This window comes from Saccharothrix xinjiangensis, assembly GCF_039527585.1.
In the GTDB taxonomy this organism is placed as follows: domain Bacteria; phylum Actinomycetota; class Actinomycetes; order Mycobacteriales; family Pseudonocardiaceae; genus Actinosynnema; species Actinosynnema xinjiangensis.
On sequence record NZ_BAAAKE010000002.1, the window covers coordinates 183,648 to 209,216 of the forward strand.

General features: G+C 73.3%; 17 protein-coding genes. 6 read left to right on the top strand and 11 right to left on the bottom strand.

What is annotated here, in order from left to right; all coding sequences use genetic code 11:
- Nucleotides 1-645: 645 nt before the first annotated feature.
- Nucleotides 646-1,275 (bottom strand): rhomboid-like protein, encoded by a 630-nt coding sequence (locus tag ABD223_RS06135; RefSeq protein WP_344034909.1) that lies wholly within the window; start codon nucleotides 1,273-1,275, stop codon nucleotides 646-648.
- Nucleotides 1,276-1,299: 24 nt separating this feature from the next.
- The gene (gene gndA, locus ABD223_RS06140) at nucleotides 1,300-2,745 is read right to left on the bottom strand and encodes an NADP-dependent phosphogluconate dehydrogenase (RefSeq protein WP_344034910.1); all 1,446 of its coding nucleotides are present in this window, start codon (nucleotides 2,743-2,745) and stop codon (nucleotides 1,300-1,302) included.
- 121 nt (nucleotides 2,746-2,866) lie between these two features.
- Here gndA and ABD223_RS06145 point away from each other — a divergent pair, with 121 nt between their 5' ends.
- The 3 genes from ABD223_RS06145 to ABD223_RS06155 all read left to right on the top strand — a co-directional run bounded on the left by ABD223_RS06145 (nucleotide 2,867) and on the right by ABD223_RS06155 (nucleotide 7,465).
- Entirely contained in the window at nucleotides 2,867-3,874 is a 1,008-nt protein-coding gene (locus ABD223_RS06145) for a LacI family DNA-binding transcriptional regulator (RefSeq protein WP_344034911.1), read from the top strand.
- Nucleotides 3,875-4,030: 156 nt separating this feature from the next.
- On the top strand, nucleotides 4,031-5,914 hold the full coding sequence (locus ABD223_RS06150; RefSeq protein WP_344034912.1) for a ricin-type beta-trefoil lectin domain protein: 1,884 nt from the start codon (nucleotides 4,031-4,033) through the stop codon (nucleotides 5,912-5,914).
- Nucleotides 5,915-6,100: 186 nt separating this feature from the next.
- The gene (locus ABD223_RS06155; protein ID WP_344034913.1) at nucleotides 6,101-7,465 is read left to right on the top strand and encodes a hypothetical protein; all 1,365 of its coding nucleotides are present in this window, start codon (nucleotides 6,101-6,103) and stop codon (nucleotides 7,463-7,465) included.
- Between the two features lie 163 nt (nucleotides 7,466-7,628).
- On the opposite strand, the gene ABD223_RS06160 is transcribed toward ABD223_RS06155, so the two are convergent.
- Nucleotides 7,629-9,494 (bottom strand): sigma-70 family RNA polymerase sigma factor, encoded by a 1,866-nt coding sequence (locus tag ABD223_RS06160; protein WP_344034914.1) that lies wholly within the window; start codon nucleotides 9,492-9,494, stop codon nucleotides 7,629-7,631.
- A 249-nt stretch (nucleotides 9,495-9,743) separates the two neighbouring features.
- On the opposite strand from ABD223_RS06160, the gene ABD223_RS06165 reads away from it, so the two are divergent.
- Nucleotides 9,744-11,138 (top strand): aminotransferase class V-fold PLP-dependent enzyme, encoded by a 1,395-nt coding sequence (locus ABD223_RS06165; RefSeq protein ID WP_344034915.1) that lies wholly within the window; start codon nucleotides 9,744-9,746, stop codon nucleotides 11,136-11,138.
- A 5-nt stretch (nucleotides 11,139-11,143) separates the two neighbouring features.
- On the opposite strand, the gene tesB is transcribed toward ABD223_RS06165, so the two are convergent.
- Nucleotides 11,144-12,070 carry an acyl-CoA thioesterase II gene (gene tesB, locus ABD223_RS06170; protein ID WP_344034916.1) on the bottom strand — a complete coding sequence of 309 codons (927 nt, stop codon included), beginning with the start codon at nucleotides 12,068-12,070 and terminating at the stop codon, nucleotides 11,144-11,146.
- A gap of 8 nt (nucleotides 12,071-12,078) precedes the next feature.
- Nucleotides 12,079-13,503 carry a pyruvate kinase gene (gene pyk, locus ABD223_RS06175; protein ID WP_344034917.1) on the bottom strand — a complete coding sequence of 475 codons (1,425 nt, stop codon included), beginning with the start codon at nucleotides 13,501-13,503 and terminating at the stop codon, nucleotides 12,079-12,081.
- 82 nt (nucleotides 13,504-13,585) lie between these two features.
- On the opposite strand from pyk, the gene ABD223_RS06180 reads away from it, so the two are divergent.
- Complete coding sequence (locus tag ABD223_RS06180; protein ID WP_344034918.1) at nucleotides 13,586-13,927, top strand: VanZ family protein; 342 nt, start codon at nucleotides 13,586-13,588, stop codon at nucleotides 13,925-13,927.
- A 104-nt stretch (nucleotides 13,928-14,031) separates the two neighbouring features.
- Here the strand turns inward: ABD223_RS06180 and ABD223_RS06185 are convergent, their stop codons facing one another.
- Nucleotides 14,032-14,688, bottom strand: coding sequence for a DUF2461 domain-containing protein (locus ABD223_RS06185; protein ID WP_344034919.1), 657 nt, complete (start codon nucleotides 14,686-14,688; stop codon nucleotides 14,032-14,034).
- 93 nt (nucleotides 14,689-14,781) lie between these two features.
- Here ABD223_RS06185 and ABD223_RS06190 point away from each other — a divergent pair, with 93 nt between their 5' ends.
- The gene (locus ABD223_RS06190) at nucleotides 14,782-16,785 is read left to right on the top strand and encodes a helicase-associated domain-containing protein (RefSeq protein ID WP_344034920.1); all 2,004 of its coding nucleotides are present in this window, start codon (nucleotides 14,782-14,784) and stop codon (nucleotides 16,783-16,785) included.
- Between the two features lie 42 nt (nucleotides 16,786-16,827).
- On the opposite strand, the gene ABD223_RS06195 is transcribed toward ABD223_RS06190, so the two are convergent.
- The 5 genes from ABD223_RS06195 to gltB form a co-directional block, all read right to left on the bottom strand.
- On the bottom strand, nucleotides 16,828-17,208 hold the full coding sequence (locus ABD223_RS06195; RefSeq protein ID WP_344034921.1) for a carboxypeptidase-like regulatory domain-containing protein: 381 nt from the start codon (nucleotides 17,206-17,208) through the stop codon (nucleotides 16,828-16,830).
- Between the two features lie 66 nt (nucleotides 17,209-17,274).
- Nucleotides 17,275-18,246 (bottom strand): trypsin-like serine protease, encoded by a 972-nt coding sequence (locus ABD223_RS06200; RefSeq protein ID WP_344034922.1) that lies wholly within the window; start codon nucleotides 18,244-18,246, stop codon nucleotides 17,275-17,277.
- 229 nt (nucleotides 18,247-18,475) lie between these two features.
- Nucleotides 18,476-18,637 carry a hypothetical protein gene (locus tag ABD223_RS06205; RefSeq protein WP_344034923.1) on the bottom strand — a complete coding sequence of 54 codons (162 nt, stop codon included), beginning with the start codon at nucleotides 18,635-18,637 and terminating at the stop codon, nucleotides 18,476-18,478.
- A 57-nt stretch (nucleotides 18,638-18,694) separates the two neighbouring features.
- On the bottom strand, nucleotides 18,695-20,200 hold the full coding sequence (locus ABD223_RS06210; protein WP_344034924.1) for a glutamate synthase subunit beta: 1,506 nt from the start codon (nucleotides 20,198-20,200) through the stop codon (nucleotides 18,695-18,697).
- Nucleotides 20,193-24,731, bottom strand: a complete 4,539-nt coding sequence (gene gltB / locus ABD223_RS06215; protein ID WP_344034926.1) for a glutamate synthase large subunit — start codon at nucleotides 24,729-24,731, stop codon at nucleotides 20,193-20,195. The genes ABD223_RS06210 and gltB overlap by 8 nt, the downstream gene beginning before the upstream one ends.
- Nucleotides 24,732-25,569 lie beyond the last annotated feature (838 nt).

Genomic DNA, 25,569 nt, shown 5'->3' on the forward strand with positions numbered 1-25,569 from the left:
GCGGGGCGCGGTGGGGACGCGGACACCGGTGGGGACGCGGGTCGCGGTGGGACGCGGGTCCGGGTGGAGGACGCGGGTCGCCGTGGGGTGAGCGGCCCCGGCGCGGTGGCCCGGGGCGGTGGTCGGGAACGGTGGGCGCTGACGACGTCGGGTGCGACGCCAGGGGCGTCGGCGCCGGCGGCGGCGGTGGGCGCGACGGCGGGGTGGCGGGGTGGCCGGCGGTGGCCCGGGATCACCGGCGGCTCCGGAGTGGCCGGGGTTTCCGGGGTGGCCGGGGTTTCCGGGGTGGCCGGGATCCCCCGGGTCGCCGAGGTCGCCTGGATCGCCGAGGTCACCGGGATCGCCTGGATCGCCGAGGCGGCGGGTCCCGGCGCGGGCCGGGTCGGCGGTCTCAGCGCGCGGCTAAGGGCAGCGGGGGGCGCGGCCGGAGGGCGACGAGTCGGCGCTCGGCCCCGGCGCGGTGGTGGGTGGTCGCCACGGTGGCACCTCCGTGTCGGCACAGTGGACGTGTCGGCACAGCCGCGTCGCTGAAGGTCAGCGTCGACACCATCATGACGACGACGTGGCCGTTCTGACAGCGGATCCACCCGGACGTGTTGATCAACGGGTCGCTGTCACGGCTGGTGACGGGCCTGCTCGGAGGGGTCAGCGGCCCACGGCCGCAGAGGACCGGCGCAGGGCGAGGGCGCCGCCCGCCGCGCCGAGGAGCGCCGCCGCGACGTGCCCGACCGCCTCGAAGTCGGGCACCGCGCCGAGCCACGAGGAGCCGGACCACGGGGCGGTGATCAGCGGGTACGCCACCACCAGCGCGAGCCAGGGCGGGCGCAGGACCAGCGGCACGAGCGCGGTCGCCGCGCCCGCCGCCGCGAAGGCCGCGTAGCCGATCCCGACGTCGAGGACGTCGGTCAGGTCGGTCGGATAAACACCCGAAGAGATGACGGCCGCGGTCGTCAGGGTCGCCCCGACGTGGCCCGCCAGGACCACCGCCGCCGCCCGCCACGGCCCGGTCTCGCGCTCGAAGCGGCCCAGGCACACCGCCACGGCCGCGAGCGCCGACGCGGTGAACGCCGGGCCGTCGTCCGGGTCGAGCACGAACGCGCTGCACAGCAGGGCGCTCAGCGGGTGGTCGGCGAGGTTGCGGGCGTTGGTGCTGAACGACTCGTGCACCTGGGCCGACGCCTCGTCGGCGAACACGAACCGCATGAGCAGGGCGAGCCCCGCCACGGCCAGCAGGTAGCCGGCCGTGACGGGGTGGCGCCGGAAGCGATCACGCACCCGGCCATGGTCGAACGGGTCGGCTCAGGCGTCCACCTGAGACCTGTCACCCGACCAGAGGGTGTGGAAGCTGCCCTCGCGGTCGGTGCGCCGGTAGGTGTGCGCGCCGAAGAAGTCCCGCAGGCCCTGCACCAGCGAGGCGGGCAGCCGCTCGGAGCGCAGGGCGTCGTAGTAGGCCAGCGCGGACACGAAGCCGGGCGCGGGCACGCCCGCCTCGACCGCGCCGACGACGACCCGCCGCCACGCCGCCTCGGCCGACTTCACCGCGTCCCGGAAGTAGTCGTCCACCAGCAGGGAGGCCAGCTCGGGGTTCTTGTCGTAGGCCTCGCGGATGCGGTCGAGGAACCGGGCGCGGATGATGCAGCCGCCGCGCCAGATGGTCGCCATCGCGCCCAGGTCCAGGTCCCAGCCGTACTCGGCGCTCGCCGCGCGCATCTGGTCGAAGCCCTGCGCGTACGCCACGACCTTGGACGCGTAGAGCGCCTGCCGCACGTCCTCGACCAGCCCGCCCGCGAGCCGGTCGGAGGCGAACACGTCGGTGGCGCCGAACGCGTCGCGCGCGGCCTCGCGCTGCCCCGCCCGGCCGGACAGCGAGCGGGCGAACACGGCCTCGGCGATGCCGGTCACCGGCACGCCCAGCTCCAGCGCCTCCTGCACGGTCCAGCGGCCGGTGCCCTTCTGCTCGGCCTCGTCGGCGATCACGTCGACCAGCGGCACGCCGGTCTCGGGGTCGAAGTGCCCGAGCACCTCGGCGGTGATCTCCACCAGGTAGGACTCCAGGTCGCCGCTGTTCCAGCCGCGGAAGACCTCGGCGATCTCGGTGGGCGTCATGCCGCCGACGCGGCGCAGCAGGTCGTAGGACTCGGCGATGAGCTGCATGTCGGCGTACTCGATGCCGTTGTGCACCATCTTCACGAAGTGCCCGGCGCCGTCCGGTCCGACGTGGACGCAGCACGGCACGTCGTCCACCTTCGCCGCGATGTCCTCCAGCACGGGCCCGAGGTGCCGGTAGGACTCCGCCGAGCCGCCGGGCATGATCGACGGGCCGTTGAGCGCGCCCTCCTCGCCGCCGGAGATGCCCGCGCCGACGAAGTGCAGCCCGGCGTCCCTGAGGTTCGCCTCGCGGCGGCGGGTGTCGGCGTAGTGGGCGTTGCCGCCGTCGATCACCATGTCGCCGGGCTCCAGCAGGGGGACCAGCTCGTCGATGACGGCGTCGGTCGGCCCGCCCGCCTTGACCATGATGATGATCTGGCGCGGGGTCTGGAGGCTCGCGACGAGCTCCTCCAGCGTCTCGGCGGGGACGAAGTCGCCCTCGTGGCCGTGCTCCTCGACCAGCGCTTTGGTGCGGGCGTTGCTGCGGTTGTGCACGGCGACGCGGTAGCCGTGCCGGGCGAGGTTGCGCGCCAGGTTGCTGCCCATGACGGCGAGCCCGGTGACGGCGATCCGCGCGGGTGCCTCGGAGGTGGTCATTGGCACAGCCTGCCGAAATTCGGGCGCTCGCGCACGTGTTCGGCGTCCTTGGATCCGAAGCACCGAGTCCGAACCCGACGGCTGTAACATCGTGAAACAAGAGTGGAAAACGGGGGTGCGCATGAGCAGGGCGACGGTGCGGGACGTGGCGCGGGCGACGGGGCTGTCGATCGCCACCGTCTCCCGGGTCCTCAACGGCCAGGCGAACGTCGCCCAGCACACCCGCGAGCTGGTCCTCAAGGCGGTGGACCAGCTGGGCGCGCGGGCGCCGAGGCCGCGCGGCGCCAAGCCGACCGGCTCGATCTACGTGCGCTGCCCGTACCTGCTGACCGACTACTTCGGACTGATCGTGTCCTCGGTGGCCGAGACGCTGGCCCTGCACGGCCACCAGGTGGTGCTGGACGCGGGCACGTCGGCGCAGCGCAGGCGGGTGCTGCCGGACCTGGCGGGCCGGTCCGACGTCGGCGGCGCGGTGCTGATCCTGCCGCCGGAGCCGGCCGACGAGCTGGTGCGGCTGCGGGACCGGCGGTTCCCGTTCGTGGTGGTGGACCCGCGCACCGAGCTGCCGCGCGACGTGGCCTCGGTGTCCGCGGCGCACTTCGCGGGCGCGCGGCGGCTGATGGCGCACCTGGTGGAGCTGGGACACCGGCGGATCGGCGTCATCGGCGGACCGCGCGACTGGCAGGCCGGCGACGGCAGGCTCGCCGGATACGCGGCGGCGCTGTCCGACGTGGGCGTGCTGCCGTCGCCGGAGCTGCTGCGGCACGTGGACGAGCCGACCGACGAGCGCGGCCACCAGGCCGCGGGCGAGCTGCTGGACCTGGCCGAACGGCCGACCGCGCTGGTGGCGTTCAACGACAAGATGGCCGTCGGCGCGTTGCGGGCGGCCCGGGAACGCGGCCTGTCGGTGCCCGGCGACGTGTCGGTCGCGGGTTTCGACGACCTGGACCTGAGCCGGGCCTCGGTGCCGGAGCTGACCACCGTGCGGCAGCCGTTGCAGGAGATGGGCCGGATGGCCGTGACGCTGCTGGTGCGCCTGCTGGACCGGCACGAATTGGAGGCGCTGCACGTCGAACTGGCCACGGAACTGGTGGTCAGGGCCTCCACGGGGCCCGTGCGGCACTCCTGAGCCACTCGCTTTTCACGGTATTTACCGGGCTGGGGGCGCGCCCTTGACACGGGTATCGACCCATTGTTTCCTTTCACGTGCGGACACGTTCCAGAAAAGTTTCATTTGTTACACGCCGCCGGGACCCTGCCCACACCGTCGTGAAAGGAGTCCGAGGTGCCCTCTACCCGCCATCGGGCTTTCACCACCGCCGCGATAGCCGCCCTGACCGCGGCCGCCGCCGTGGCCGCCACCCCCTCCCCCGCCGCGGTCGCCGCGGGCGAGTCGGTCAACGTCTACCTGACCACCACCTCCGACAGCGGCGGCCGCGTGGTCACGCGGGGCCTGGCGCAGCAGCCGTCCGTCGCGTTCAGCACCAGCGGCGGCAGCGCCACCCACACCATCACCGTCAACGAGAACACCCGCTACCAGCAGTTCGAGGGCGGCGGCGCGTCGATCACCGACACCACCGCCCACCTGCTGCGCGGCGGCGCGGTCTCCGCGGCCACCCGGGACGCGGCGATGCGCAAGCTGTTCCACCCGGTCGACGGCATCGGCCTGTCGTTCGTGCGCAACCCGATCGGGGCGTCCGACCTGTCCCGACCGGGCAACGTGTCCCTGGACGACACGTGCTGCGACCTGAACGACTGGGGCGCCAACGGCTATGACACGAACGTGCGGTTGTTGACCCAGCAGGCCAAGCAGCTCAACCCGCAGCTGCGGGTCAAGGGCGTGCCGTGGAGCGCGCCGGGCTGGATGAAGGACAACGGCCGCATGGACCAGATGGGCTGGCTCAAGTGGGAGTACGCCGCCCTGTACGCCCAGTACTTCGTCAAGTACGTGCAGAGCTACCAGGCGGCGGGCATCCCGGTCGACTACGTGTCCGTGCAGAACGAGCCCAACTGCTGCCAGGCGGGCAACCCGACCGCGATGAACTACCCCGGCATGAGCTGGAACCCGGCGGGCCTGGTCGAGTTCACCAAGAACAACCTCTACCCGGCGTTCCGCGCCGCGGGGATCAACACGAAGGTGTTGGTGCACGACTGGAACTACGGCGACTACGCCAACTTCGGCTCGGGCGTGCTGGGCGACGCCGGCGTGCGCAACGACCCGCTGTTCGGCGGCATCGCCTGGCACGGCTACTTCGGTGACCCCGCCGTCGGCACGCAGGTGCACGACCAGTACCCGAACGTGAAGCAGTTCAGCACCGAGCACTCCGGCGGCACGTGGATCTCGAACCAGCACAACGAGGACATGGCCGACATCGTCAACTACGCCCGCAACTGGAGCTCCAGCCTGGTCAAGTGGAGCCTGGCGCTGAACCAGAACATGGGGCCGCACAACGGCGGCTGCGGCACGTGCACCGGCCTGATCACGGTCCAGGAGGGCGGCTCGCGCGCCGGCCAGGTCGACTACACGGTCGAGTACTACACGACCGGGCACTTGACCAAGTTCGTCAAGCCCGGCGCGCACCGCATCGACTCGACCGCGAACGGCGCCGTGCAGAACGTGGCCTACCGCAACCCCGACGGCTCCAAGGCGCTGATCGCCCACAACGGCGGCACGTCGTCCCAGTCGATCCGGGTGAACTGGGGCAACCAGGCGTTCACCTACACCCTGCCCGCCCGCACCTCGGCGACGTTCACCTGGCAGGGCGCCCCGGGCGGCGGCAACCCGCCCGTCGGCGGCGCGATCACCGGCCTGGCCGGCAAGTGCGTCGACGTCGCGGGCGGCAGCAGCGCCGACGGCACGGCCGTGCAGCTCCACACCTGCAACGGCTCCGCGGCCCAGCAGTGGACCCGCCCCGGCGACGGCACGATCCGCGCGCTGGGCAAGTGCCTGGACGTGAAGGACCGCGGCACCGGCGACGGCGCGCAGCTCCAGCTGTGGTCGTGCGGCGGCACCCCGAACCAGCAGTGGACCCCCACGGCGGCCCGCGACCTGGTGAACCCGGCGGCCAACAAGTGCGTGGACGTCACCGGCAACACCAGCGCGGACGGCACCCGGCTCCAGATCTGGACCTGCACGGGCGCGGCGAACCAGAAGTGGACCGTCGCCTGACCGCGTGACCGGCGGCGGGGACCCGCCCCGCGCGCACACCACCGGCGGGCGGACCCCGGCCGGTGCGCGACAGGGGCCCCGTCCCACCACTTGGCGGCGGCCGGACGGGGCCCCACCGCGCGCGTTCCCGAACCCCCGGCGCGGCCGACCGCGCCGGGGGTTCGGCGGGCGCAGCACCATCGGGGCATGAGACTCCGCGCGCTCACCCTGACCACGGCGGTCCTGGCCACGCTCCTCGTAGCGCCGCACCAGGCCTCGGCCGCCTGGTCGCTCACCACCGCCCAGCGCCGGGCCTACCTGTCGCACTACGCGCCGGTCGTCCTCAAGCGCGGCGACGAGGACGACGGCAAGCAGGGCCGCGACTGGTTGGCGAACTTCGACTTCGACCGCGACGGCGACTACGCCACCAACCGCGCCAACTGGCTGGACGTGGACCAGCACCTGGCGGGCGCACGCCCCGACTGGCAGGTCCGCCCCACGCTCTACACCGCGCTGCTGGAGTTCACCGAGGGCGGTTCCAAGTCCCTCGTGCTCCTCTACCACGTCTACAACGCCGCCGACAAGGACGGCGACGAGATCCACGACTGGGAGCGCGTCGAGATCGTGGTGCGCGGCGTGACCGGCACCCCCGGCGGCGCGGGCGAGCACTTCGCCAACGCCACCGTCACCCACCACAAGGACCACGTCATGCGCCGGTCGACCGACCCGGACGTGCGGTTCCTGGACGTCCCGACCGGCCGCCACCTGCTGCTGTGGCAGGCCGACGAGAGCGACTTCGACCTGCCGGACATCGGGCCGCACGGGCACGAGCTGCGCTACGTCACCGACCCGTGGTCGGACATCGCGGGCCGGTTGGCCACCGGGAACGCGGAGGTCGGCATCTCCGGGGCGGACGACGAGCGCAACGTGCACTACGCGTTCGTCCCCGAGGGGTCGGCGGGCGCGGTGAGCGCGCTCGGGGCGGTGCCGCTGACCGGCGCCAACGCCGCGACCCAGGCCAGCCGGGTCGACAACGGCACCAGGGTGCGGTGGACTCAGGTCAAGCGGCTGACCTACGAGCTCCAGGACCTCGCCGACATCGTGCCGTCGCACTGGTCGCAGGGCGACTGGCGGCGGCACTGGCTGGACACCGACGTCGTGGACGTGCTGTTCGAGACGCCCTCGCTGGGCATCGGCGCCGGCCGTCAGCGGTTCCACAACGCGTCGCGCGACAACGCCGCGCCCGACCTCACCGACGGCCGCGAGGGCTACCTGTCCAAGGCGTGGTTCTTCGGCGCGTACTCCGCCGAGCTGGACGAGGACACGCCGTCGGGCAGCGACGACTTCGGCGGGTTCGCGGGCACCGGCGTGGACGGCCTCGGCCGCACGCGCGGCGCGGTGAGCGGTGACCCGGCCTCGCACGGCGCGTACTGGCGGCAGCACGAGTACTTCGTGCACTCCGGCGGCATCGACGACGCCCGGGGTCGCGAGGTCGGCACGTGGCTGCCGCCCGGCTGGCACCTGGCCGCCAACGGCGGGTTCGACGGCCGCTGGCAGCCGCTGTTCGGCTGACCTCGTCGGCCTCCGGCCTTCCCGGCCCCTCGGACTTCCCGGCTTCCTCGGACTTCCCGGCTTCCTCGGCTGACCGGCCCGCCCGCCGTGACCGCACGACCGGTCGTCGGCGGGCGGACCGGTTCCCGTCACCGCCGCACGACCGGCGGCGACGGGAGTTCCGTCACCCGGTGGCGCGGTAGGCGGACCCGGCGGCGTTGGGCGTCCCGCCGGGCGCGTACAGGCCGGTGCCGGGTTTGTCGGCCGGGAGCGCGAACCACGCGTAGCGCTCCAGGTAGGGCAGGCCTTCGAGCATCCGGGACGACGCGCCCGCGAAGTCGGCCAGCTCCCGGGCGCCCGGGTAGCGCACGCCGCCGCCGGAGAAGTCCATCAGCGAGTACTCGGTGAGCCAGATCGGCAGGCCGTAGCGGGCGTGCACGGCGTCCAGGTAGCTCTTGAGGTGACCGACGGCGGCCGGGCCGAAGTCCGAGCCGTACCAGTGCAGCGCGATGAAGTCGACCTTGAGGCCGCGCTCGCGGGCCCCGGCCAGGAACCGGTCGAGCCAGCCGCCCGGCCGGTCGCCGCCGTAGGCCACGGCCGGGCTGCCCAGGCGCATCCCCGTCGCCTGGAGCCGCGGCCACAGTTCGAGGGCCTGCTCGACGGACATGTTCGCCTGCTCGGCCAGGTCGGGCTCGTTGAAGCCGAGCAGGGTGCCGCCCTGCCGCCGCACCGCCTCCAGGTTGGCCGGGGTCGCGGTCTTCGCGCCCCAGATCATCGGCACGTACTCCACGCCCGGCGCCTGGACGCCCTCCGGCGTGGTGGCCCAGTTGTAGAACCAGCCCGCGCCGACGTCGGACAGCGCCCGGCCGACGCCGTCGAAGTGCCAGGTGCTGACACCCTTCTTGGTCGACCGCGTGGCCGGGAGGGCGTCGGGCGGTGCGGCGACGACCGGTGGGGTGGTCGTCGTGGTCGTGGACGTGGACGCCGTGGTGGTGGTGGTGGTCGTGGTCGTCGGGCTGGACGCGGTGGCGGGCACGAGGGTCGTGGTCGTGGCGGTGATCGGCGCGGCCACCGGGACCGGTCGCGGCGCCTGCTCGGTCGGCAGCAGCGCGACCGCGCCCACCACCGCCGCCACCGTGGCCGCCGCGACCAGCGGCTTGGCGGCGGCGTGGGCCCAGAACGACGGCTTGACCGGGTGCGCGGCAACCGGTTTGGGCAGGTCAAGGTTGGGCAGGTCAAGGTTGGGCAGGTCGAGGTCGGCCAGGTCGGGGTCGACCGGTCCCGGGTCGAGCAGGCCGAACCCGGCGGGCACCGGCACCAGCGGGATGCGGGCCACCAGCCCGTCCACGGCGGCCAGGTCGTCGAACCCGCGCCCGCACCGGCGGCACTCCCGGGCGTGCCGCACGATCCGCTTGCGCCACAGCGCGCCGGGGCGGCCGTCCCAGTCGGCGACCACCTCGGCCAGCTCGCCGCACCGGGGCATGGCCAGCACGCGCACGACCACCCGGGCCGCGTCGAGCTGCGCCTTCATCCGCTGGACCCGGACGGCGGCGTGCTGCGGGGTGAGGTCGAGGGCCCTGACCAGCTCGGCGCGCGTGATCCGGCCGACCTGCTCCAGCCACCACAGCGACAGCACCTCGCGCTCGTCGTCGCCGATCCAGCGGGTGGCCGCGAGGACCTCCCGGCGCTGGCCGGTGAGCTGGAGGCGGGTGATGGCGAGGTCGGCGAAGTCCGCGCCGGGGTCGGCGCGGTCGAGCACCTCGTGGTCGACGGGCAGCGGCCGGCTGCGCCGGTGGTGGTCGCGGACCTGGTTCATCGCGATGACCAGCAGCCAGGAGCGGAACGACTCGGGCCGCGCCAGCCCGGACAACCCGTCCACCGCGCGGAGCATGGTCTCCTGGACCACGTCGTCGGTGTCGGGGTGCCCGCCGAGGGCGTGCCCGACGACGTTGTAGACCAGCGGCAGGTAGGCCGCCACCAGCGCGTCCAACGCGCCCGGCTCGCCGCGCTGCGCGGCCCTGACCGCCTCGGCGTCACCTGGTGTGCGCATACCGATCCTCTCGGCCGAGTTGGGCTTACCCACCGGAGACGGCCAGCGCCCGCCAAGATAACCAAAACCCCGCGAGTCGTACCTCCAGGTCCACCGTGTCGTACGTTCCGGACCTCCGAGTTCAACGTTCGCGTCGAGCCCGGGGTGCGCGAACGCTGAACCCGGGGGTCCTGGAGGTACGACACGGTCGACCGGAACGTACGACTCGCGGGGTCTGGAAGTACGACTCGCGCGGGTTAGCGTGTGGGGGTGGAGGCTGAGGAGTTTCGGCGGATCGGGCACGAGGTGGTCGACTGGATCGCCGACTACCGCGCGCGGGTCGAGGAGTTCCCCGTCCGGGCCCGGGTGGAGCCGGGGTGGGTGCGCTCGCGGCTGGGCGGGTTGGGCGAGGAGGGCGGCGACTTCGCCGGGTTGCTCGACGACCTGGAGCGGGTGGTGCTGCCCGGCACGACGCACTGGCAGCACCCCGGCTTCTACGCCTACTTCCCGTCCAACGCGTCGCTGCCGTCCGTGCTCGGCGACCTGCTGTCGTCCGGCCTGGGCGTGCAGGGGATGCTCTGGTCCACCTCGCCCGCCGCGACCGAGGTCGAGCAGCACCTGATGGACGAGCTGGTGGGCGCCATGGGCCTGCCGGAGCGCTTCCTCGGCGGCGGGGTCATCCAGGACACCGCGTCGTCCGCCGCGCTGGTCGCGGTGCTGGCGGCGCTGCACCGGTCCTCCGGCGGCAAGTGGCGGCAGTCCGGTGTGGACGGCTCGGAGGCGGTGTACGTGTCGTCGCAGACCCACTCGTCGATCGAGCGCGCGGCGCGGGTGGCGGGCCTCGGCGAGCAGGCCGTGCGGTCGATCCCGGTCGACCCGGCGACGCTGGCGATGGACGTCGGCGCGCTGGCCGAGCGGTTGCGGGCCGACGTGGCCGCCGGGCGGCGGCCGGTGCTCGTGTGCGCGACCATCGGCACGACCGGGACCGGCGCGGTGGACCCGGTGCGGGAGGTCGCGGCGCTGTGCGCGGAGCACGGGGCCTGGCTGCACGTCGACGCGGCGTGGGCCGGGCCGGCGGCGCTGTGCCCGGAGTTCCGCGCCCTGTTCGACGGCGTCGAGCTGGCCGACTCGTTCACCGCGAACGCCCACAAGTGGATGTTGACCGCGTTCGACCTGTCGCTGTTCTGGACCGCCCACCCGAACGTGCTGGTGGACGCCCTGACCATCCTCCCCGAGTACCTGCGCAACAGCGCGACCGAGTCCGGCGCGGTGGTCGACTACCGCGACTGGCAGATCCCGCTGGGCCGCCGGTTCCGGGCGCTGAAGCTGTGGTCGGTGCTGCGCTGGTACGGGCTGGGGGGCGTGCGGGCGCACCTGCGCGGGCACGTGGCGCTGGCGGCCCTGCTGGAGTCGTGGGTCGAGGCCGACGAGCGGTGGGAGCTGGTCGCGCCCAGGTCGCTGTCGCTGGTCGCCATCGCCCACCGCGACGGCGACGGGGCCACCAGGGCGGCGATGGACCGGGTCAACGCGAGCGGCGAGGCGTTCGTCACCCACACGACCGTGAACGGCCGGTTCGCCGTGCGCGTCGCCATCGGGGCGGAGGGCACGAGGGAGCACCACGTGCGGGCGCTGTGGGAGGCGTTGCGGGCCGGCGGCGGGAGCTGAGGCGCCTACCGCAGCACGCGGAGCAGGCCCTCCTGGACGACGGTCGCCACCAGGCTGCCGTCCCGGGCGTAGAAGCGGCCCGTCGCCAGGCCCCGCGCGCCGGACGCCGAGGGCGACGCGCAGTCGTACAGGAACCACTCGTCCGCGCGGAACCGGCGGTGGAACCACATGGCGTGGTCCAGGCTCGCGCCCAGCACCTTGTCCGTGCCCCAGTACACGCCGTGGCGGACCAGGACCGAGTCGAGCAGGGTCATGTCCGAGGCGTAGGCCAGCACGCACACGTGCAGCAGGTCGTCGTCCGGCAGCTCGCCGTCCGCCCGCATCCACACCTGGCTGCGCGCCTCGCCCGGACCCTCGTCGCGCGCCTGCCACGGCGGCCGGGTCACGTACCGGATGTCGATGGGCCGGGGCAGGCGGGCCATGCCCACCTTGTCCAGGTACCCGGCCGCCGACTCGGCGTAGGTCGGCAGGGAGTCCGGCGGCGGCACCTCGGGCATCCGGTCCTGGTGGTCCAGGCCCGGCTCGTCGAGCTGGAACGACGCCGACAGCGAGAAGATCGCCTTGCCGTGCTGCACGGCGACCACCCGGCGGGTGGTGAACGACCGGCCGTCGCGGATGCGGTCCACCTCGTACACGATCGGGACCGTCGGATCACCGCCCCGGATGAAGTACGAGTGCAGCGAGTGCACGTGCCGGCCGGGGTCGACGGTCCGGCCGGCGGCCACCAGGGCCTGGCCGGCGACCTGCCCGCCGAACACCCTCACGGGTGATTCGGCGGGCGACACCCCGCGGAAGATGTTCTCCTCGATGCGCTCCAGGTCGAGCAGCGCCACGAGGCGGTCGAGCACGGGCTGCCCGTGCGGCACACCGTCGGCGTCCAGCGGGACGTCCGAGAACCCGGCGGAAGCCGCGGCTCGGGCAGCCTCGGTCACGTCATCTCCTAAGCGTGGTCTTCCTCCCCCAGGCGGTGCACCCGGATGAGGTTGGTCGAGCCGACGGTGCCGGGCGGCGAACCGGCCACGACGACCATCAGGTCACCGGGCTGGTACCGGCCGATGGACAGCATCGACTGGTCCACCTGGCGGACCATACCGTCGGTCGAGTCAACCTTAGGCACCAGGAACGTCTCCGTGCCCCAGGTGAGAGCAAGCTGACTGCGAACGCTCGGCTCCGGCGTGAACGCCAGCAGCGGCAGGTGCGTGTGCAGGCGGGCCAGCCGCCGCACGGTGTCACCGGACTGGGTGAACGCCACCAGCGCCTTCGCGTTCAGCCGCTCGCCGATGTCGCGCGCCGCGTAGGAGATGACGCCCCGCTTGGTGCGCGGCACGTGGGTCAGCGGCGGGACCACCACCGACTCGGTCTCGACGGCCTCGATGATCCGGCCCATGGTCTTGACCGACTCGATCGCGTAGCGGCCGACCGACGTCTCGCCGGACAGCATCAGCGCGTCCGCGCCGTCCAGCACGGCGTTCGCCACGTCGGACGTCTCGGCGCGGGTCGGCCGGGAGTTCGTGATCATGGAGTCGAGCATCTGGGTGGCCACGATCACCGGCTTGGCGTTCTCGCGGGCGATCTGGATCGCCCGCTTCTGCACCAGCGGCACGTACTCCAGCGGCAGCTCGACGCCCAGGTCGCCGCGGGCGACCATGACGCCGTCGAACGCGAGCACGATGGCTTCGAGGTTGTCGACCGCCTCGGGCTTCTCGACCTTGGCGATGACGGGCTTGCGGCCGTGGCCGACCCGGTCCATGACCTGGTGGACCAGGTCGATGTCGGCGGGCGAGCGCACGAACGACAGCGCGATGAAGTCCACGCCCAGGTTGAGCGCGAACTCCAGGTCCTCGATGTCCTTCTCGGACAGGGCCGGCACGGAGACGTCCATGCCGGGCAGGGACAGGCCCTTGTTGTTGCTGACGGGGCCGCCCTCGGTGACCTCGCAGACCACGTCCGGCCCGTCGACGTCCACCACGACCAGGCCGACCTTGCCGTCGTCCACCAGCAGCCGGTCACCGACCTTGGCGTCCTGCGCGAGCTGCTTGTAGGTGGTGGAGACGCGGTCGTGGGTGCCCTCGACGTCCTCCACCGTCACCCGGACGACGTCGCCGGTGCGCCACTCGACGGGCCCGTGGGCGAACCTCCCCAGGCGGATCTTCGGTCCTTGGAGGTCGGCGAGGATGCCGACCGCCCGCCCCGACGCTTCGGCCGCTGAGCGGACGAGGTCGTAGACCTGCTTGTGGTCGGCATGGCTGCCGTGGCTGAAGTTCATCCGAGCCACGTCCATACCGGCCGCCACCAGCTCGTTGACCTTGTCCTCGGTCGCGGTGGCGGGACCCAGCGTACAGACGATCTTCGCGCGTCGACTCACGTCTGTGCAGCGTAGTCCCTGTCACTGGACCGATCAGGATGTACCCGGGGGTAATCTCCGCGAACCAGGCAGAATCTGCCTGGTGGGTGTCAGAATCCTTCCGTTCGTGGTCGCCTCGTTGCTCAGCGTCATCGTGTTGTTCACCCCCCAGTCAGGTGTGCCCGACTCGCCGCCGGGCACCGACAAGGTGGTCCACTGCCTGCTGTTCGCGCTGCTCACGGTCACGGGGAGGTACGCGCGGCTGCCCGTCGCGGGACTGGTGGCGGGCCTGGTCGGTTACGCCGCGGTCTCAGAAGTGTTGCAGTGGCTCATCACCGCGCTGGGCCGAGGGGGTGACGTCCTCGACGCGCTCGTCGACGTGGCCGGGATCGGGCTCGGGCTGCTGCTGTTCCGGTTGTTGCCGGTCCGGCGGGAGCGGGCCTAGCCCCGGGTCAGCGGGCCCAGCCCCGGGTCACGGCCGGAGCGGGCCTGGTGCCGGCGCCCCGGGCCGCGGCCGGCCGGTCGGCCGGGACCGGCCCCGGGCCGCCCTCACCGCCGGAACCCCACCTCGGTGAGGCCGATGTGGTCCGCGCACCAGTCGACCAGCGGGGTCACCTGGCGCCACGCGTCGCGCACGCGGTCCAGGCACCCCGGCTCGTGCAGCACGTCGTCCGGCGGCCAGACCTTCGCCACGTACAGGCGCTTGTGCTTGAGCAGCTCGGCCCGGGGGTGCTCGGCGTCCGCGCCGCGCGGCGCGCGCTTGAGCTTGTCGCCGCGCAGCTCCCACCCCTGACCCGCCAGCTCCGCGAGCACCCGCTCCAGCGCCCGGCCGCGCAGGTCGTCGGCCACCGACTCCCGGTAGCGGGCGAGCTGGTCCGGCGCCATCGCGAACGACCCGCCGCCGACGAACAACCCCTCCGTGCCGATCTGCACGTAGTGCGCGCCGCCGCCGCGGCCGAGTTCGACGACCCCGCCGCAATGGTCCTTGTAAGGGGTCTTGTCCTTGCTGAACCGCACGTCGCGGTAGGGCCGGAAGACCTTTCCCTTCCCGAACTCCGGTTCCAGGGCCGCGAGCAGCGCCTCCATGGGCGCGCGCACGTCCGCGTGGTAAAGGTGCTTGTTGTCCTCCCAGTACGCTTTCGTGTTGTCGACCACGAGACCGTCGTAGAAGTCGATGGCGTACTCGCCGAAGCCCTTGAATTCCACGGCGCCCAGCTTACGTTCGGCCATTCGTGCCTTATTGGAGAGCGCTATAGCACTGCATCACCGGGTCGTCACGTTCTGTGCATAATCAGCCGAGTGGGTAGGAAAGCGGCCCTCGTGGCGTGGTTGCGGGAACTCGACGTCCAGGACCTCCGGGACGTGCTGTCGACGCGGGGGGACGCCGCACGGGCCCGACCCCGCTCGCTGCGGGCGCTGGCCGAGGAGCTGACCGCGGCGTCGTCGCTGCGGATCGCGGTGGAGGGGTTGGACCAGGCGAGCCGGGACGTGCTGGACGCGGTGGTGCGGCTGGGCGAGCGGGCGGACGTGGAGGTGCTCGCCGAGCGGTTGCGCTGCAACGGGAAGGCGGGGCGGGCGGAGCTGAAGCGGGTGCTGGCGCGGCTGCGCGCCCACGCGCTGGTGTGGCCCGAGGGCAGGGGCGTGCTCAGCTCGCCCGGCCTGCGGCCGCTGCTCGGGGAACCCGCGCGCCGGATCACGCCCGCGCCGCGCCCGCCGCGCCGGACCGGGCAGCACCGCGGTTACGCCGACCGGGCGGGCATCGCCCCGGCGACGTCCACTGTGGACGGCGTGACGCGGCTGGTCGACTGCTGCGACGCGGACCTGGTGGCGTGCCGCAGCGGGCTGGGGCTGCGGGAGTTGCGCCGGGTCGCGGGTGTGCTGGGCGCCGACGAGCGGCGGGTGCGGCTGTGGGTGGAGCTGGCGGTGGAGGTGGGGCTGCTGGCCGCGCAGGGCGGGTGGCTGCTGCCCACCACCAGGTCGGACGCGTGGCGCGCCGCGCCGACGGCGGACCGGTTGGCCGCGCTGGTCGAGGCGTGGCCGCGGCTGGTGTGGGTGCCGGGCAGGCAGCGGCAGGCGGTGGTCGAACCGTCCTCGTCGGACACCGGCGACCGGGCGCGGCGCGGCGTGCTGGCCCGGTACGCGGAGCTCGGGCCGGACGAGGCGTTCGAGCACCGGCACGAGGTGGTGGCCGAGCTGGTGTGGTCGCGGCCGGCGGTGCACGCCCCGGCCGCGACCGAGGCGGTGCTGGCGGAGGCCGAGTCGCTGGGGCTGGTGGCGCTGGGCGCGTTGACCGCGTTGGGGCGGGCGGTGGTGGGGGCCGGCGCCGGCGCGGCGGCGAAGGAGGACGGGGACTCCATCGCGGCGGTGGCCGGTCGGTTCGTGCCGCCCACGGCGTCGACGGCGGAGCTGAGGCCCGACCTGACCGCCGTGGTGGCGGGGCTGCCGGACCGGGAGCTGAGGTCGGTGCTGGGGCTGGTCGCCGAGGGCGGGGACGGGGTGTGGCGGTTCACCGGCGCCGGTGTGCGGCGGGCGCTGGACCTCGGGCACGAGCCGGACGCGCTGCTGGCCCGGTTGGGGTCGGTGGCCTCGCACGGGGTTCCCGCCGAGGTGGAGCACCTGGTGCGGGAGGCGGCCCGGCGGCACGGGCGGATCACGGTGGTGCCGGTGGCGTGCTGCGTGCGGACCGCGGACCCGGAGCTGCTGTCGGAGATCGCGGCGCACCGGTCGTTGGCGCCGTTGGCGTTGCGGCCGCTCGGGCCGAACGTGCTGGGCTCGGCCAAGCCCGCGGCGGAGACGTTGGCGCTGTTGCGGGCGGTCGGTTACGCGCCGGCGGCCTCGGCGGCGGACGGCGCGCCGGTGGTCGCGCGGGTGCCCCGGCAGCGCGCCACGCCGGCGGTGGGGCGTCGGCGCGGGTGGAGGGGCGACGGGTGGAAGGGCGACGGGCGGGAGTTGGCCGGGCAGGACCTCGACGAGCTCGCCGCCGCGCTCGTGGACCGGGAGCGGCCCCGGCAGCGGTACGTGCCGCCCTGCGCGGAGTCGCGGCGGATGGGCGCGGTGCGGTTGCTGCGGGACCAGTCGCTGGTGCTGGGCGACTCCGAGGTGCAGCTGCTGGCGGAGGCGCTGGTCACCCGCACGTCGGTGGAGGTCGCGGTGGCCAACGGGCCGCGCACGGCGGTGCGGCACGTGATCACGCCGGTCGACCACGCGGCGGGGAACCTCACGGCCACGTGCGGGCCGCGCGGGGAGGCGCGGGAGTTCCTGGTCAGCGACATCCGGTCGGTGAAGGTCGTCGCCCGCGCCTGAGCCGCGGGCCCCGGACCGGCCGGTCCGGGGCCCGCGGTCTCGTCAGGGCAGCTGGAGCGGCACCTCCTGGAGCGCGTCGGTCGTGCCGAGGGCGGCGGTGACCTGGACCGGGGCGCTGGTCCGGTCGCCCTTGACGGCGGTGAACTCGTAGCGGCCGGCGGGCAGGCCCCACTCGTAGCGGCCGTCGGGACCGGAGATGACGGCCAACTCCGGCACCGGGCGCGGCGGGTCGTCCACGGACCTGGGCTGCACGAGCGCGCCCTCGACCGGCAGGCCCGCGCCGTCCACCACCGTGCCGGCGATGACGACCTGGCCGGACGGGCTCACCGGCGGCTGCCCGCCGGACGAGGACGTGCCCGCTTCCCGACCGCACCCGCCCAGCACCAGGAGGCCCACCAGCAGCGCTGTCCTGACGTGTCCCATGATCTGCTCCCTTCGGTCACGTCCCCAGGACGGAACCGGGGGTGTCGCGGGTTGGTCGGTGGACCGTCAGCGCCAGCCCGCGATCAGGGTGAAGCGGCTCTCGGTGATGCGCGGGCCGCTGTTGTGGCCGTCGGAACCCGCGCCGTAGGCGTGGACGGCCAGCGAGCACTGGCCGGAGCAGCCCGACGAACCGGGCGCCCGGACGGTGTGGACCGAGCTGCCGCTGTTGCCGCCCACGGTGTCGTTGTCGTAGCGCAGCCGCAGGGAATCGCTGACGCGGACCTGGTCGCTGTGGATCCACTGCTGCTGGGCCTTGTCGCCGCCGTAGCCCTGGATGGTCGTGGACGTGCCGTTCAGCGACGCGGTGGTCCAGTAGGCGCCGTACCAGCCGACGGTGTTGCCGATGGTGCAGTCGAGGGTGGCGCCGCCGTAGTCGGCGTCGGCGTTGCCGTCGACCGTCCAGCCGGTGTTCGACCGCAGGGTGGTCGCGGAGCAGCCGCCGTACGGGCGGCTGCCGGCGCCGTCGGCGCCCGGGTAGAAGCGGAGTTGGCCGGTGTACCAGCCGCTGCTCTGGTTGTAGACGCAGTGGCCGGCGGTCATCACCAGGTCGTCGCTGAACATCCAGCCGGTGCAGTGCTGGTTCTCCACGCCGTTCACGGTCCGGGTGATGAGCACCGTGGCGCGGGCCGGGAAGCTCGTGGTCGGGGTGACCCGGGTCCGGTTGTCCGAGCCGATGATGGACTGGGCGCCGAAGTCGTCGCCGGTCGGCGACCGGTAGCCCTGGACGCGGTGGTCGGCCGGGACGTCCCGCGCGCCGTCCTTGGCGGCGTCCCCGGTCGCGCCCGTGCCCCGGTAGCTGTCGACGCCGCGCGACCCGGTGGGCGCGGCGGCCGACAGGGTGACGCCCCCGGTGTCGCTGACCGCGAGCTCGGCGGGTTTCGCGGCCCCCGCCGAAGCCGTCGGCGCCAGCACCGACATGGCCAGCAGCGCACCGGACGCCATCGTCACGATGCGCGGGAAAGATCTACTGGAGTTCACGGAGTCTCCTCTGCGGAGTGAATGCCAACGGCGTGCTGGAGGGCCCCGTGCGCCATCCCGATACTTCGGTGAAGAAAATTTGCGCTGCTCGGCGGACCAGGTGGGGTTGATCGAGTCAGATCGCTTGGTCCGGGTGCGCGATCACGGCGGGCACGGCGTCGCGCCGGGCCTCCTGCCGGGACGTGCGGGCGCCGAGGTCGAACGCCCCAGTCGAGTTCTCCCCGCATGATCAGACCACCGGAGCAGGACACCGCCACAGCGCCTCGGCGACTTCGTCGGCGTTCACCGGGCCGCCCCCGCGGAATTCCGGGTAGCGCAGCACCGCGTCCTGGCGGCGGGTCGTCACCACGGCCTGGCCCGTCCACGCCGATCCGCACTTTTCGGGATCCACGAGGAAAAATCGCCCCCGACGCCGTTGTCGGGGGCGATCGGTGGTGCCCTGGGGCAGCTACACCACGGCGAGCGGAAGCTGGTTGGGGATCACCGGGGACGGCAGGTCGGACGAACCGGTGAGGTGGGCGTCCACCGCGTTGGCCACCGAGCGGCCCTCCGCGATCGCCCACACCACCAGGGACGCGCCGCGGTGGGCGTCGCCGCAGACGAACACGCCGGGCGCCTGCGTCTGCCAGTCCGAGCCGCACGAGACGGTGCCCCGCTCGGTGAGCCGGATGCCGAGGCCGTCGAGCAGGGGCATGTGCTCCACGCCCTCGAAGCCGATGGCGAGCAGCACCAGGTCGGCCGGCAGCAGCTCGGCCTCCTCGGAGACCGGCACGACCACGCGCCGGCCCGAGGCGTCGCGCTCCACGCGGACCTTGCGCAGCTTGATCTGCCGCACGTGGCCCGCCTCGTCGCCGACGAACTCCTCCACGGCCACGGCGAACCGCCGCTCCCCCGCCTCCTCGTGCGCGGGGTAGGTGCGCAGGATCCACGGCCACACCGGCCACGGCGAGCGCTCGTCGTCGCGCTTGGCGGGCGGCATGGGGTACTGGTCGAGCTGCACCACCGACGCCGCGCCCTGGCGCACCGCCGTGCCGTAGCAGTCGGCGCCCGTGTCGCCGCCGCCGATGACGACCACGTGCTTGCCGGCCGCGTCGATCGCCGGCGGGCCGTCGCCCTCGCAGGCGCGGTTGGCGGGCACCAGGTGGTCCATGGCCAGGTGGACGCCGTCGAGGTCGCGGCCGGGAGTGGTCCGGTCGTCGCGGCCCCGCAGGGCGCCCACGGCCAGGACCACGGCGTCGAAGCGCTCGCGCAGCTGCTCCACGGTGACGTCGACGCCGACCTCGCAGCTCGTCACGAACCTCGTGCCCTCGTTGCGGAGCTGCGCCAGCCTCCGGTCGAGGACCTTCTTCTCCATCTTGAACTCGGGGATGCCGTAGCGCAGCAGCCCGCCGAGCCGGTCGTCCCGCTCGAAGACGGTGACCTCGTGGCCGGCGCGGGTCAGCTGCTGGGCCGCCGCCAGGCCGGCGGGGCCGGAGCCGACGACCGCGACCTTCCGGCCCGACGACACGTGCGCCCGGGTCGGCCGCACCAGGCCCTGCTCCCAGGACACGTCCGCGATGGCCTGCTCCACGCGCTTGATGGCCACCGGGCCGCCGGCGTCGTGGCTGATCGACAGCACGCACGCCGCCTCGCACGGCGCGGGGCACAGCCGCCCGGTGAACTCCGGGAAGTTGTTCGTCGCGTGCAGCCGGTCCGAGGCCAGCTCCCAGTCGCCGCGGCGGACCAGCTCGTTCCACTCGGGGATGAGGTTGCCCAGGGGGCAGCCGGCCGAACCGGAGTGGCAGAACGGGACGCCGCAGTCCATGCAGCGGGCCGCCTGGGTGCGGACCTGCTCGTCGCGCGCCTCGGGTCCGAGGTCGAGGTAGACCTCGTCCCAGTCGGCCGCCCGGTCGGTGACCGGGCGCTTCTTGGCCTCCTGGCGGGAGTGCTTGAGGAAACCGTACGGGTCAGCCACGGGAGGCCTCCATGATCGCCTGGTCGACGTCCCTGCCTTCCGCGCGGGCGAGCCTCATCGCTTCGAGCACGCGCTGGTAGTCACCGGGCATGACCTTGGTGAACGCGGCGGACCGCCGGGGCCAGTCGCCGAGCAGCGACGCGGCCACGGTCGATCCGGTGAGCTTGTGGTGCTTCTCCACCACCTCGCGCAGCCGGCGCAGGTCCTCCCCGCTCGGCCGCTGGAGCTCGACCATGGCGGTGTTGACCGCCGCCGGGTCGAGGTCGAGCACGTACGCGATGCCGCCGGACATGCCCGCGGCCAGGTTGCGGCCGGTCGGCCCGAGCACCACGGCCCGGCCGCCGGTCATGTACTCGAACGCGTGGTCGCCCACGCCCTCGGCCACCGCGAGCGCGCCGGAGTTGCGCACGCAGAACCGCTCGCCGACGCGCCCGCGCAGGAAGATCTCGCCGGACGTGGCGCCGTAGCCGATCACGTTGCCCGCGATGACCTGCTGCTCGGCGGCGAACAGCGCGTCCGGGTGCGGCCGGACCACGATCCGGCCGCCGGAGAGGCCCTTGCCGACGTAGTCGTTGGCGTCGCCGATCATCTCCAGCGTGATGCCGCGCGGGATGAACGCGCCCAGCGACTGGCCGGCCGAACCGGTGAACGCCACGTGGATCGTGTCGTCCGGCAGGCCGTCGCCGCCGAACCGGCGGGTCACCTCCGCGCCGAGCAGCGTGCCGACGGTGCGGTTGACGTTGCGCAGCGGCAGCTCCAGGCGCACCGGGTGGGCGTCCTCCAGGGCCGCCTCGGCGAGCTGGATGAGCGTGCGGTCCAGGGCCTGCGCGAGGCCGTGGTCCTGCTCGCGGACCTTGCGCTTGGCCGTGCGGTAGGGCGTCTCGGGCACCTGGAACACCGGCGACAGGTCCAGGCCCGACGCCTTCCAGTGCTCGATCGCCTCGTCGGTCCCCAGCAGCTCGGCGTGGCCGACGGCCTCGTCGATGGTGCGGAAGCCCAGCTCGGCCAGCAGCTCGCGGACCTCCTGCGCCACGAAGTGGAAGAAGTTCACCACGTGGTCGACCTGGCCGGTGAAGCGCTTGCGCAGCTCCGGGTTCTGGGTGGCGATGCCGACCGGGCAGGTGTCGAGGTGGCAGACCCGCATCATCACGCAGCCCTCGACGATCAGCGGCGCGGTGGCGAAGCCGAACTCCTCGGCGCCCAGCAGGGCCGCGACCACGACGTCGCGCCCGGTGCGCATGGCGCCGTCCACCTGCACGGTGATCCGGTCGCGCAGGCCGTTGAGCAGCAGCGTCTGCTGGGTCTCGGCGAGGCCGACCTCCCAGGGCGTGCCGGCGTGCTTGAGCGAGTTGAGCGGTGACGCGCCGGTGCCGCCGTCGTGGCCGGAGATCAGCACGACGTCCGCGTGCGCCTTGGCCACGCCCGCCGCGACCGTGCCCACGCCGACCTCGCTGACCAGCTTGACGTGCACGCGGGCCTGCTCGTTGGCGTTCTTCAGGTCGTGGATGAGCTGCGCCAGGTCCTCGATCGAGTAGATGTCGTGGTGCGGCGGCGGGGAGATCAGGCCGACGCCCGGCGTGGAGTGCCGGGTGCGCGCGATCCACGGGTACACCTTGTAGCCGGGCAGCTGGCCGCCCTCGCCGGGCTTCGCGCCCTGCGCCATCTTGATCTGGATGTCGCTGGCGTTGACCAGGTACTCGCTCGTCACGCCGAACCGGCCGGACGCGACCTGCTTGACCGCGCTGCGCCGCTCCGGGTCGTACAGGCGCTCCGGGTCCTCGCCGCCCTCGCCGCTGTTGGACCGGCCGCCGAGCCGGTTCATCGCGATGGCCAGCGTCTCGTGCGCCTCGGCCGAGATCGAGCCGTAGGACATGGCGCCGGTGTTGAAGCGCTTGACGATCGAGGAGATCGGCTCGACCTCGTCGATCGGCACCGGCGCGCGGCCGGTGGTCTTGAGGGTGAACAGGCCGCGCAGCGTGCCGCCCTGGCGGGCCAGGGCCTCCACCTCGGCGGTGTAGCGGCGGTAGACGTCTTCCTTGCCGGTCCTGGTGGCGTGCTGGAGCAGGAACACCGTCTCCGGCGTGAACAGGTGCAGCTCGCCCTCGCGGCGGTAGGCGTACTCGCCGCCCACCTCCAGCCTGCGGTGCACGCGCTCGGCCGGGTTGTCCGGGTAGGCGCGGCGGTGGCGCAGGGCCACCTCCTCGGCCAGCACGTCCAGGCCCGCGCCGCCGAGCTTGGACACCGTGCCGGTGAAGTACTCGCCCAGCAGGTCCTGGGACAACCCCACGGCCTCGAAGACCTGGGCGGCGGTGTACGCGCCGACGGTGGAGACGCCCATCTTGGACATGATCTTCAAGGTGCCCTTGACCAGGGCCGTCACGTAGTTGCGGACGGCCTTGCGCGGCTCGATGCCGGTGATGGCGCCCTGGTTGATCAGGTCCTCGATGGTCTCGAAGGCCAGGTACGGGTTCACCGCGGCGGCGCCGTAGCTCAGCAGCGCGGCGATGTGGTGCACCTCGCGGGCGTCGCCGGTCTCCACGACCAGCGCCACGCGCAGGCGCTCCTTGGTGCGCACCAGGTGGTGGTGCACCGCGGAGACGAGCAGCAGCGACGGGATCGGCGCCATCCGGTGGTCGGAGTCGCGGTCGGAGAGCACCAGGGTGCGGGCCCCGTGCGCGATGGCGTCGGACGCCTCGCGGCGCACCCGCTCGACGGCCGCCGCCAGCGCGGCGCCGCCACCGTCCACCTCGTACAGTCCGGAGAGGACGGTGCACGCGAAGCCGGGCAGGTCGCCGTCGTCGTTGATGTGGATGAGCTTGGCCAGCTCGTCGTTGTCGATGACCGGGTAGGTCAGCTTGATGTGGCGGCAGCTCGCCGCGCCCGGCTCCAGCAGGTTCTGCTCCGGGCCCATCACCCGGGAGACGCTGGTGACGATCTCCTCGCGGATCGCGTCCAGCGGCGGGTTGGTGACCTGGGCGAAGGTCTGCGCGAAGTAGTCGTAGAGCAGGCGGGAGCGCTGGGACAGCGCGGCCACCGGCGTGTCGGTGCCCATCGAGCCCAGCGGCTCGGCGCCGCCGACGGCCATCGGGCCGAGCAGGATCCGCAGCTCCTCCTCGGTGTAGCCGAAGGTGAGCTGGCGGCGGACCACGGAGTCGTGGCTCTGCACGACGTGCTCGCGGTCGGCCAGGTCGTCCAGCTCCAGCAGGCCGGCGTGCAGCCACTCGTCGTAGGGCAGCTCGTCGGCCAGCTCGGCCTTGACCTCGTCGTCGTCGACCAGGCGGCCCTGCTCGGTGTCGACCAGGAACATCTTGCCGGGCTGGAGGCGGCCCTTGGCGACCACCTGGTCCGGCGCGACGTCCAGCACGCCGGTCTCGCTGGCCAGCACCACGCGGCCGTCGGCGGTCTGCCACCAGCGGGCCGGGCGCAGGCCGTTGCGGTCGAGCACCGCGCCGACCAGGGCGCCGTCGGTGAAGGTGACGCAGGCCGGGCCGTCCCACGGCTCCATCAGGCTGGCGTGGAACTCGTAGAACGCGCGGCGCTTGGGGTCCATCGACGCGTGGTTCTCCCACGCCTCGGGGATCATCATCAGCACCGCGTGCGGCAGGCTGCGCCCGCCCAGGTGCAGCAGCTCCAGCACCTCGTCGAAGCTCGCCGAGTCCGAGCCCTCCGGGTGGCAGATCGGGTAGAGCCTGGTCAGGTCGCCCGGGATGACGTCGGACGCCAGCAGCGCCTCGCGGGCGCGCATGCGGTTGCGGTTGCCGCGGACGGTGTTGATCTCGCCGTTGTGCGCCACGTACCGGAAGGGGTGGGCCAGCGGCCACGACGGGAACGTGTTGGTGGAGAAGCGCGAGTGCACCAGGGCGATGGCGGTGGCCAGTCGCCGGTCGCGCAGGTCGGGGAAGAACGCGGGCAGCTGGCCCGTGGTCAGCATCCCCTTGTAGACCAGCGTGCGGGCGGACAGCGACGGGAAGTACGTGCCGACGCCGGCGGTCACCGACTCGTGCTCGACCCGCTTGCGCAGGGCGAACGTGAGGCGGTCCAGCTCGACGCCGGTGCGGCCGGTCTCGCTCGCGACCACCAGCATGGCGAAGTGCGGCATCACGGAGCGGGCGGTGGGGCCCACGTCGGCGTGGTCGGGGTCGGTGGGCACGTCGCGCCAGCCCAGGACCTCCAACCCCTCCTCGACGGCGACGCGCTCGGCCAGCTCGACGGCCTTGGCGCGCTCGGCCGCGTCGGCGGGCAGGAACGCGATGCCGGCCGCGTAGGCGCCTGCTCCCGGCAGCTCGAAGCCGACCACTTCCCGCAGGAAGGCGTCTGGTGTCTGGAGCAGGATGCCCGCGCCGTCGCCGCTGGTCGGTTCGGCTCCCGCCGCGCCGCGGTGCTCCAGGTTGGCCAGCGCGGTGAGCGCGTCGACGACGATGTCGTGCGACCGGCGGCCTCGGATGTCGGCGACCATCGCCACACCGCAGGCATCGCGCTCGGCGGTGGGGTCGTAGAGCCCCTGCGGGGACGGGATGGCGGAGAAGATCACTGCGCAGACCTCCTTCGTCGTCCTGGCTGACGAACTAGTCCTCGTGTCCAGGTCCTGGGAATCCGGGTGCTGGGCACGGGACGACGATGGCCCGCGTGTTGACGCGACTTTAACAGTCGCGAAACCGAACCACACCATGCTCACTGTGATCTCGGTCATCAACACGTAACGATTCGGCCCGACGGAACGACAGTAGGGCCGACGTTGTTACGCGTTGTTAAGCATACGCGCTGCCGGCCCCTCCCGCGCGCCGCTGAGACCCTCCTGACACGGGCGCCCGACCCGTACTCCTCACCAGCGGGATACCCCGCGTTCGCCAGGCGGACACCTGGCCGTCCCCCGTTCCCCCGCCCCGCGCGGGGGTCGGGGACCGCCGCCGAACGGCCGCGCCCGGCCGCCCGTTCGGCCCGCGACCGGACCGCCCACGACGCGCACCACCGGTAGGACGCACGGCGTTTCCGCCGACGCGCCGGTGTGCATTGCCCGTGTTGCTCGCCGCGACGACGTCTTCGGGCCGCGGACCCGGACCGGGTGAATTTCAGCCGGTCAAGTGAAAACCAGTCCCGCGCATTCCCGCCCGTGGGCGGTCCTGCCCGGCGGACGAGCGGCGCCCCCTCCGCGGAGCCCCCTGCCCACGCCCGGGTGATCGCTGTTCAGCGGCCTCCTCGCGGGCGGGGCCGACCCGGGTCGCGCGCGGGCGCGCCCTCGATTTCCGGCCCGCGCCACGCCGGGCGCGCGAATCGATCAACCGCTCGACGCCGCGCCCGCGGGACCCCTGTCGCGCCGAATTCCACTGGGAGCGGCCCGAACCTGTTCGAGGGCGGCGCCGAAGCCGGGC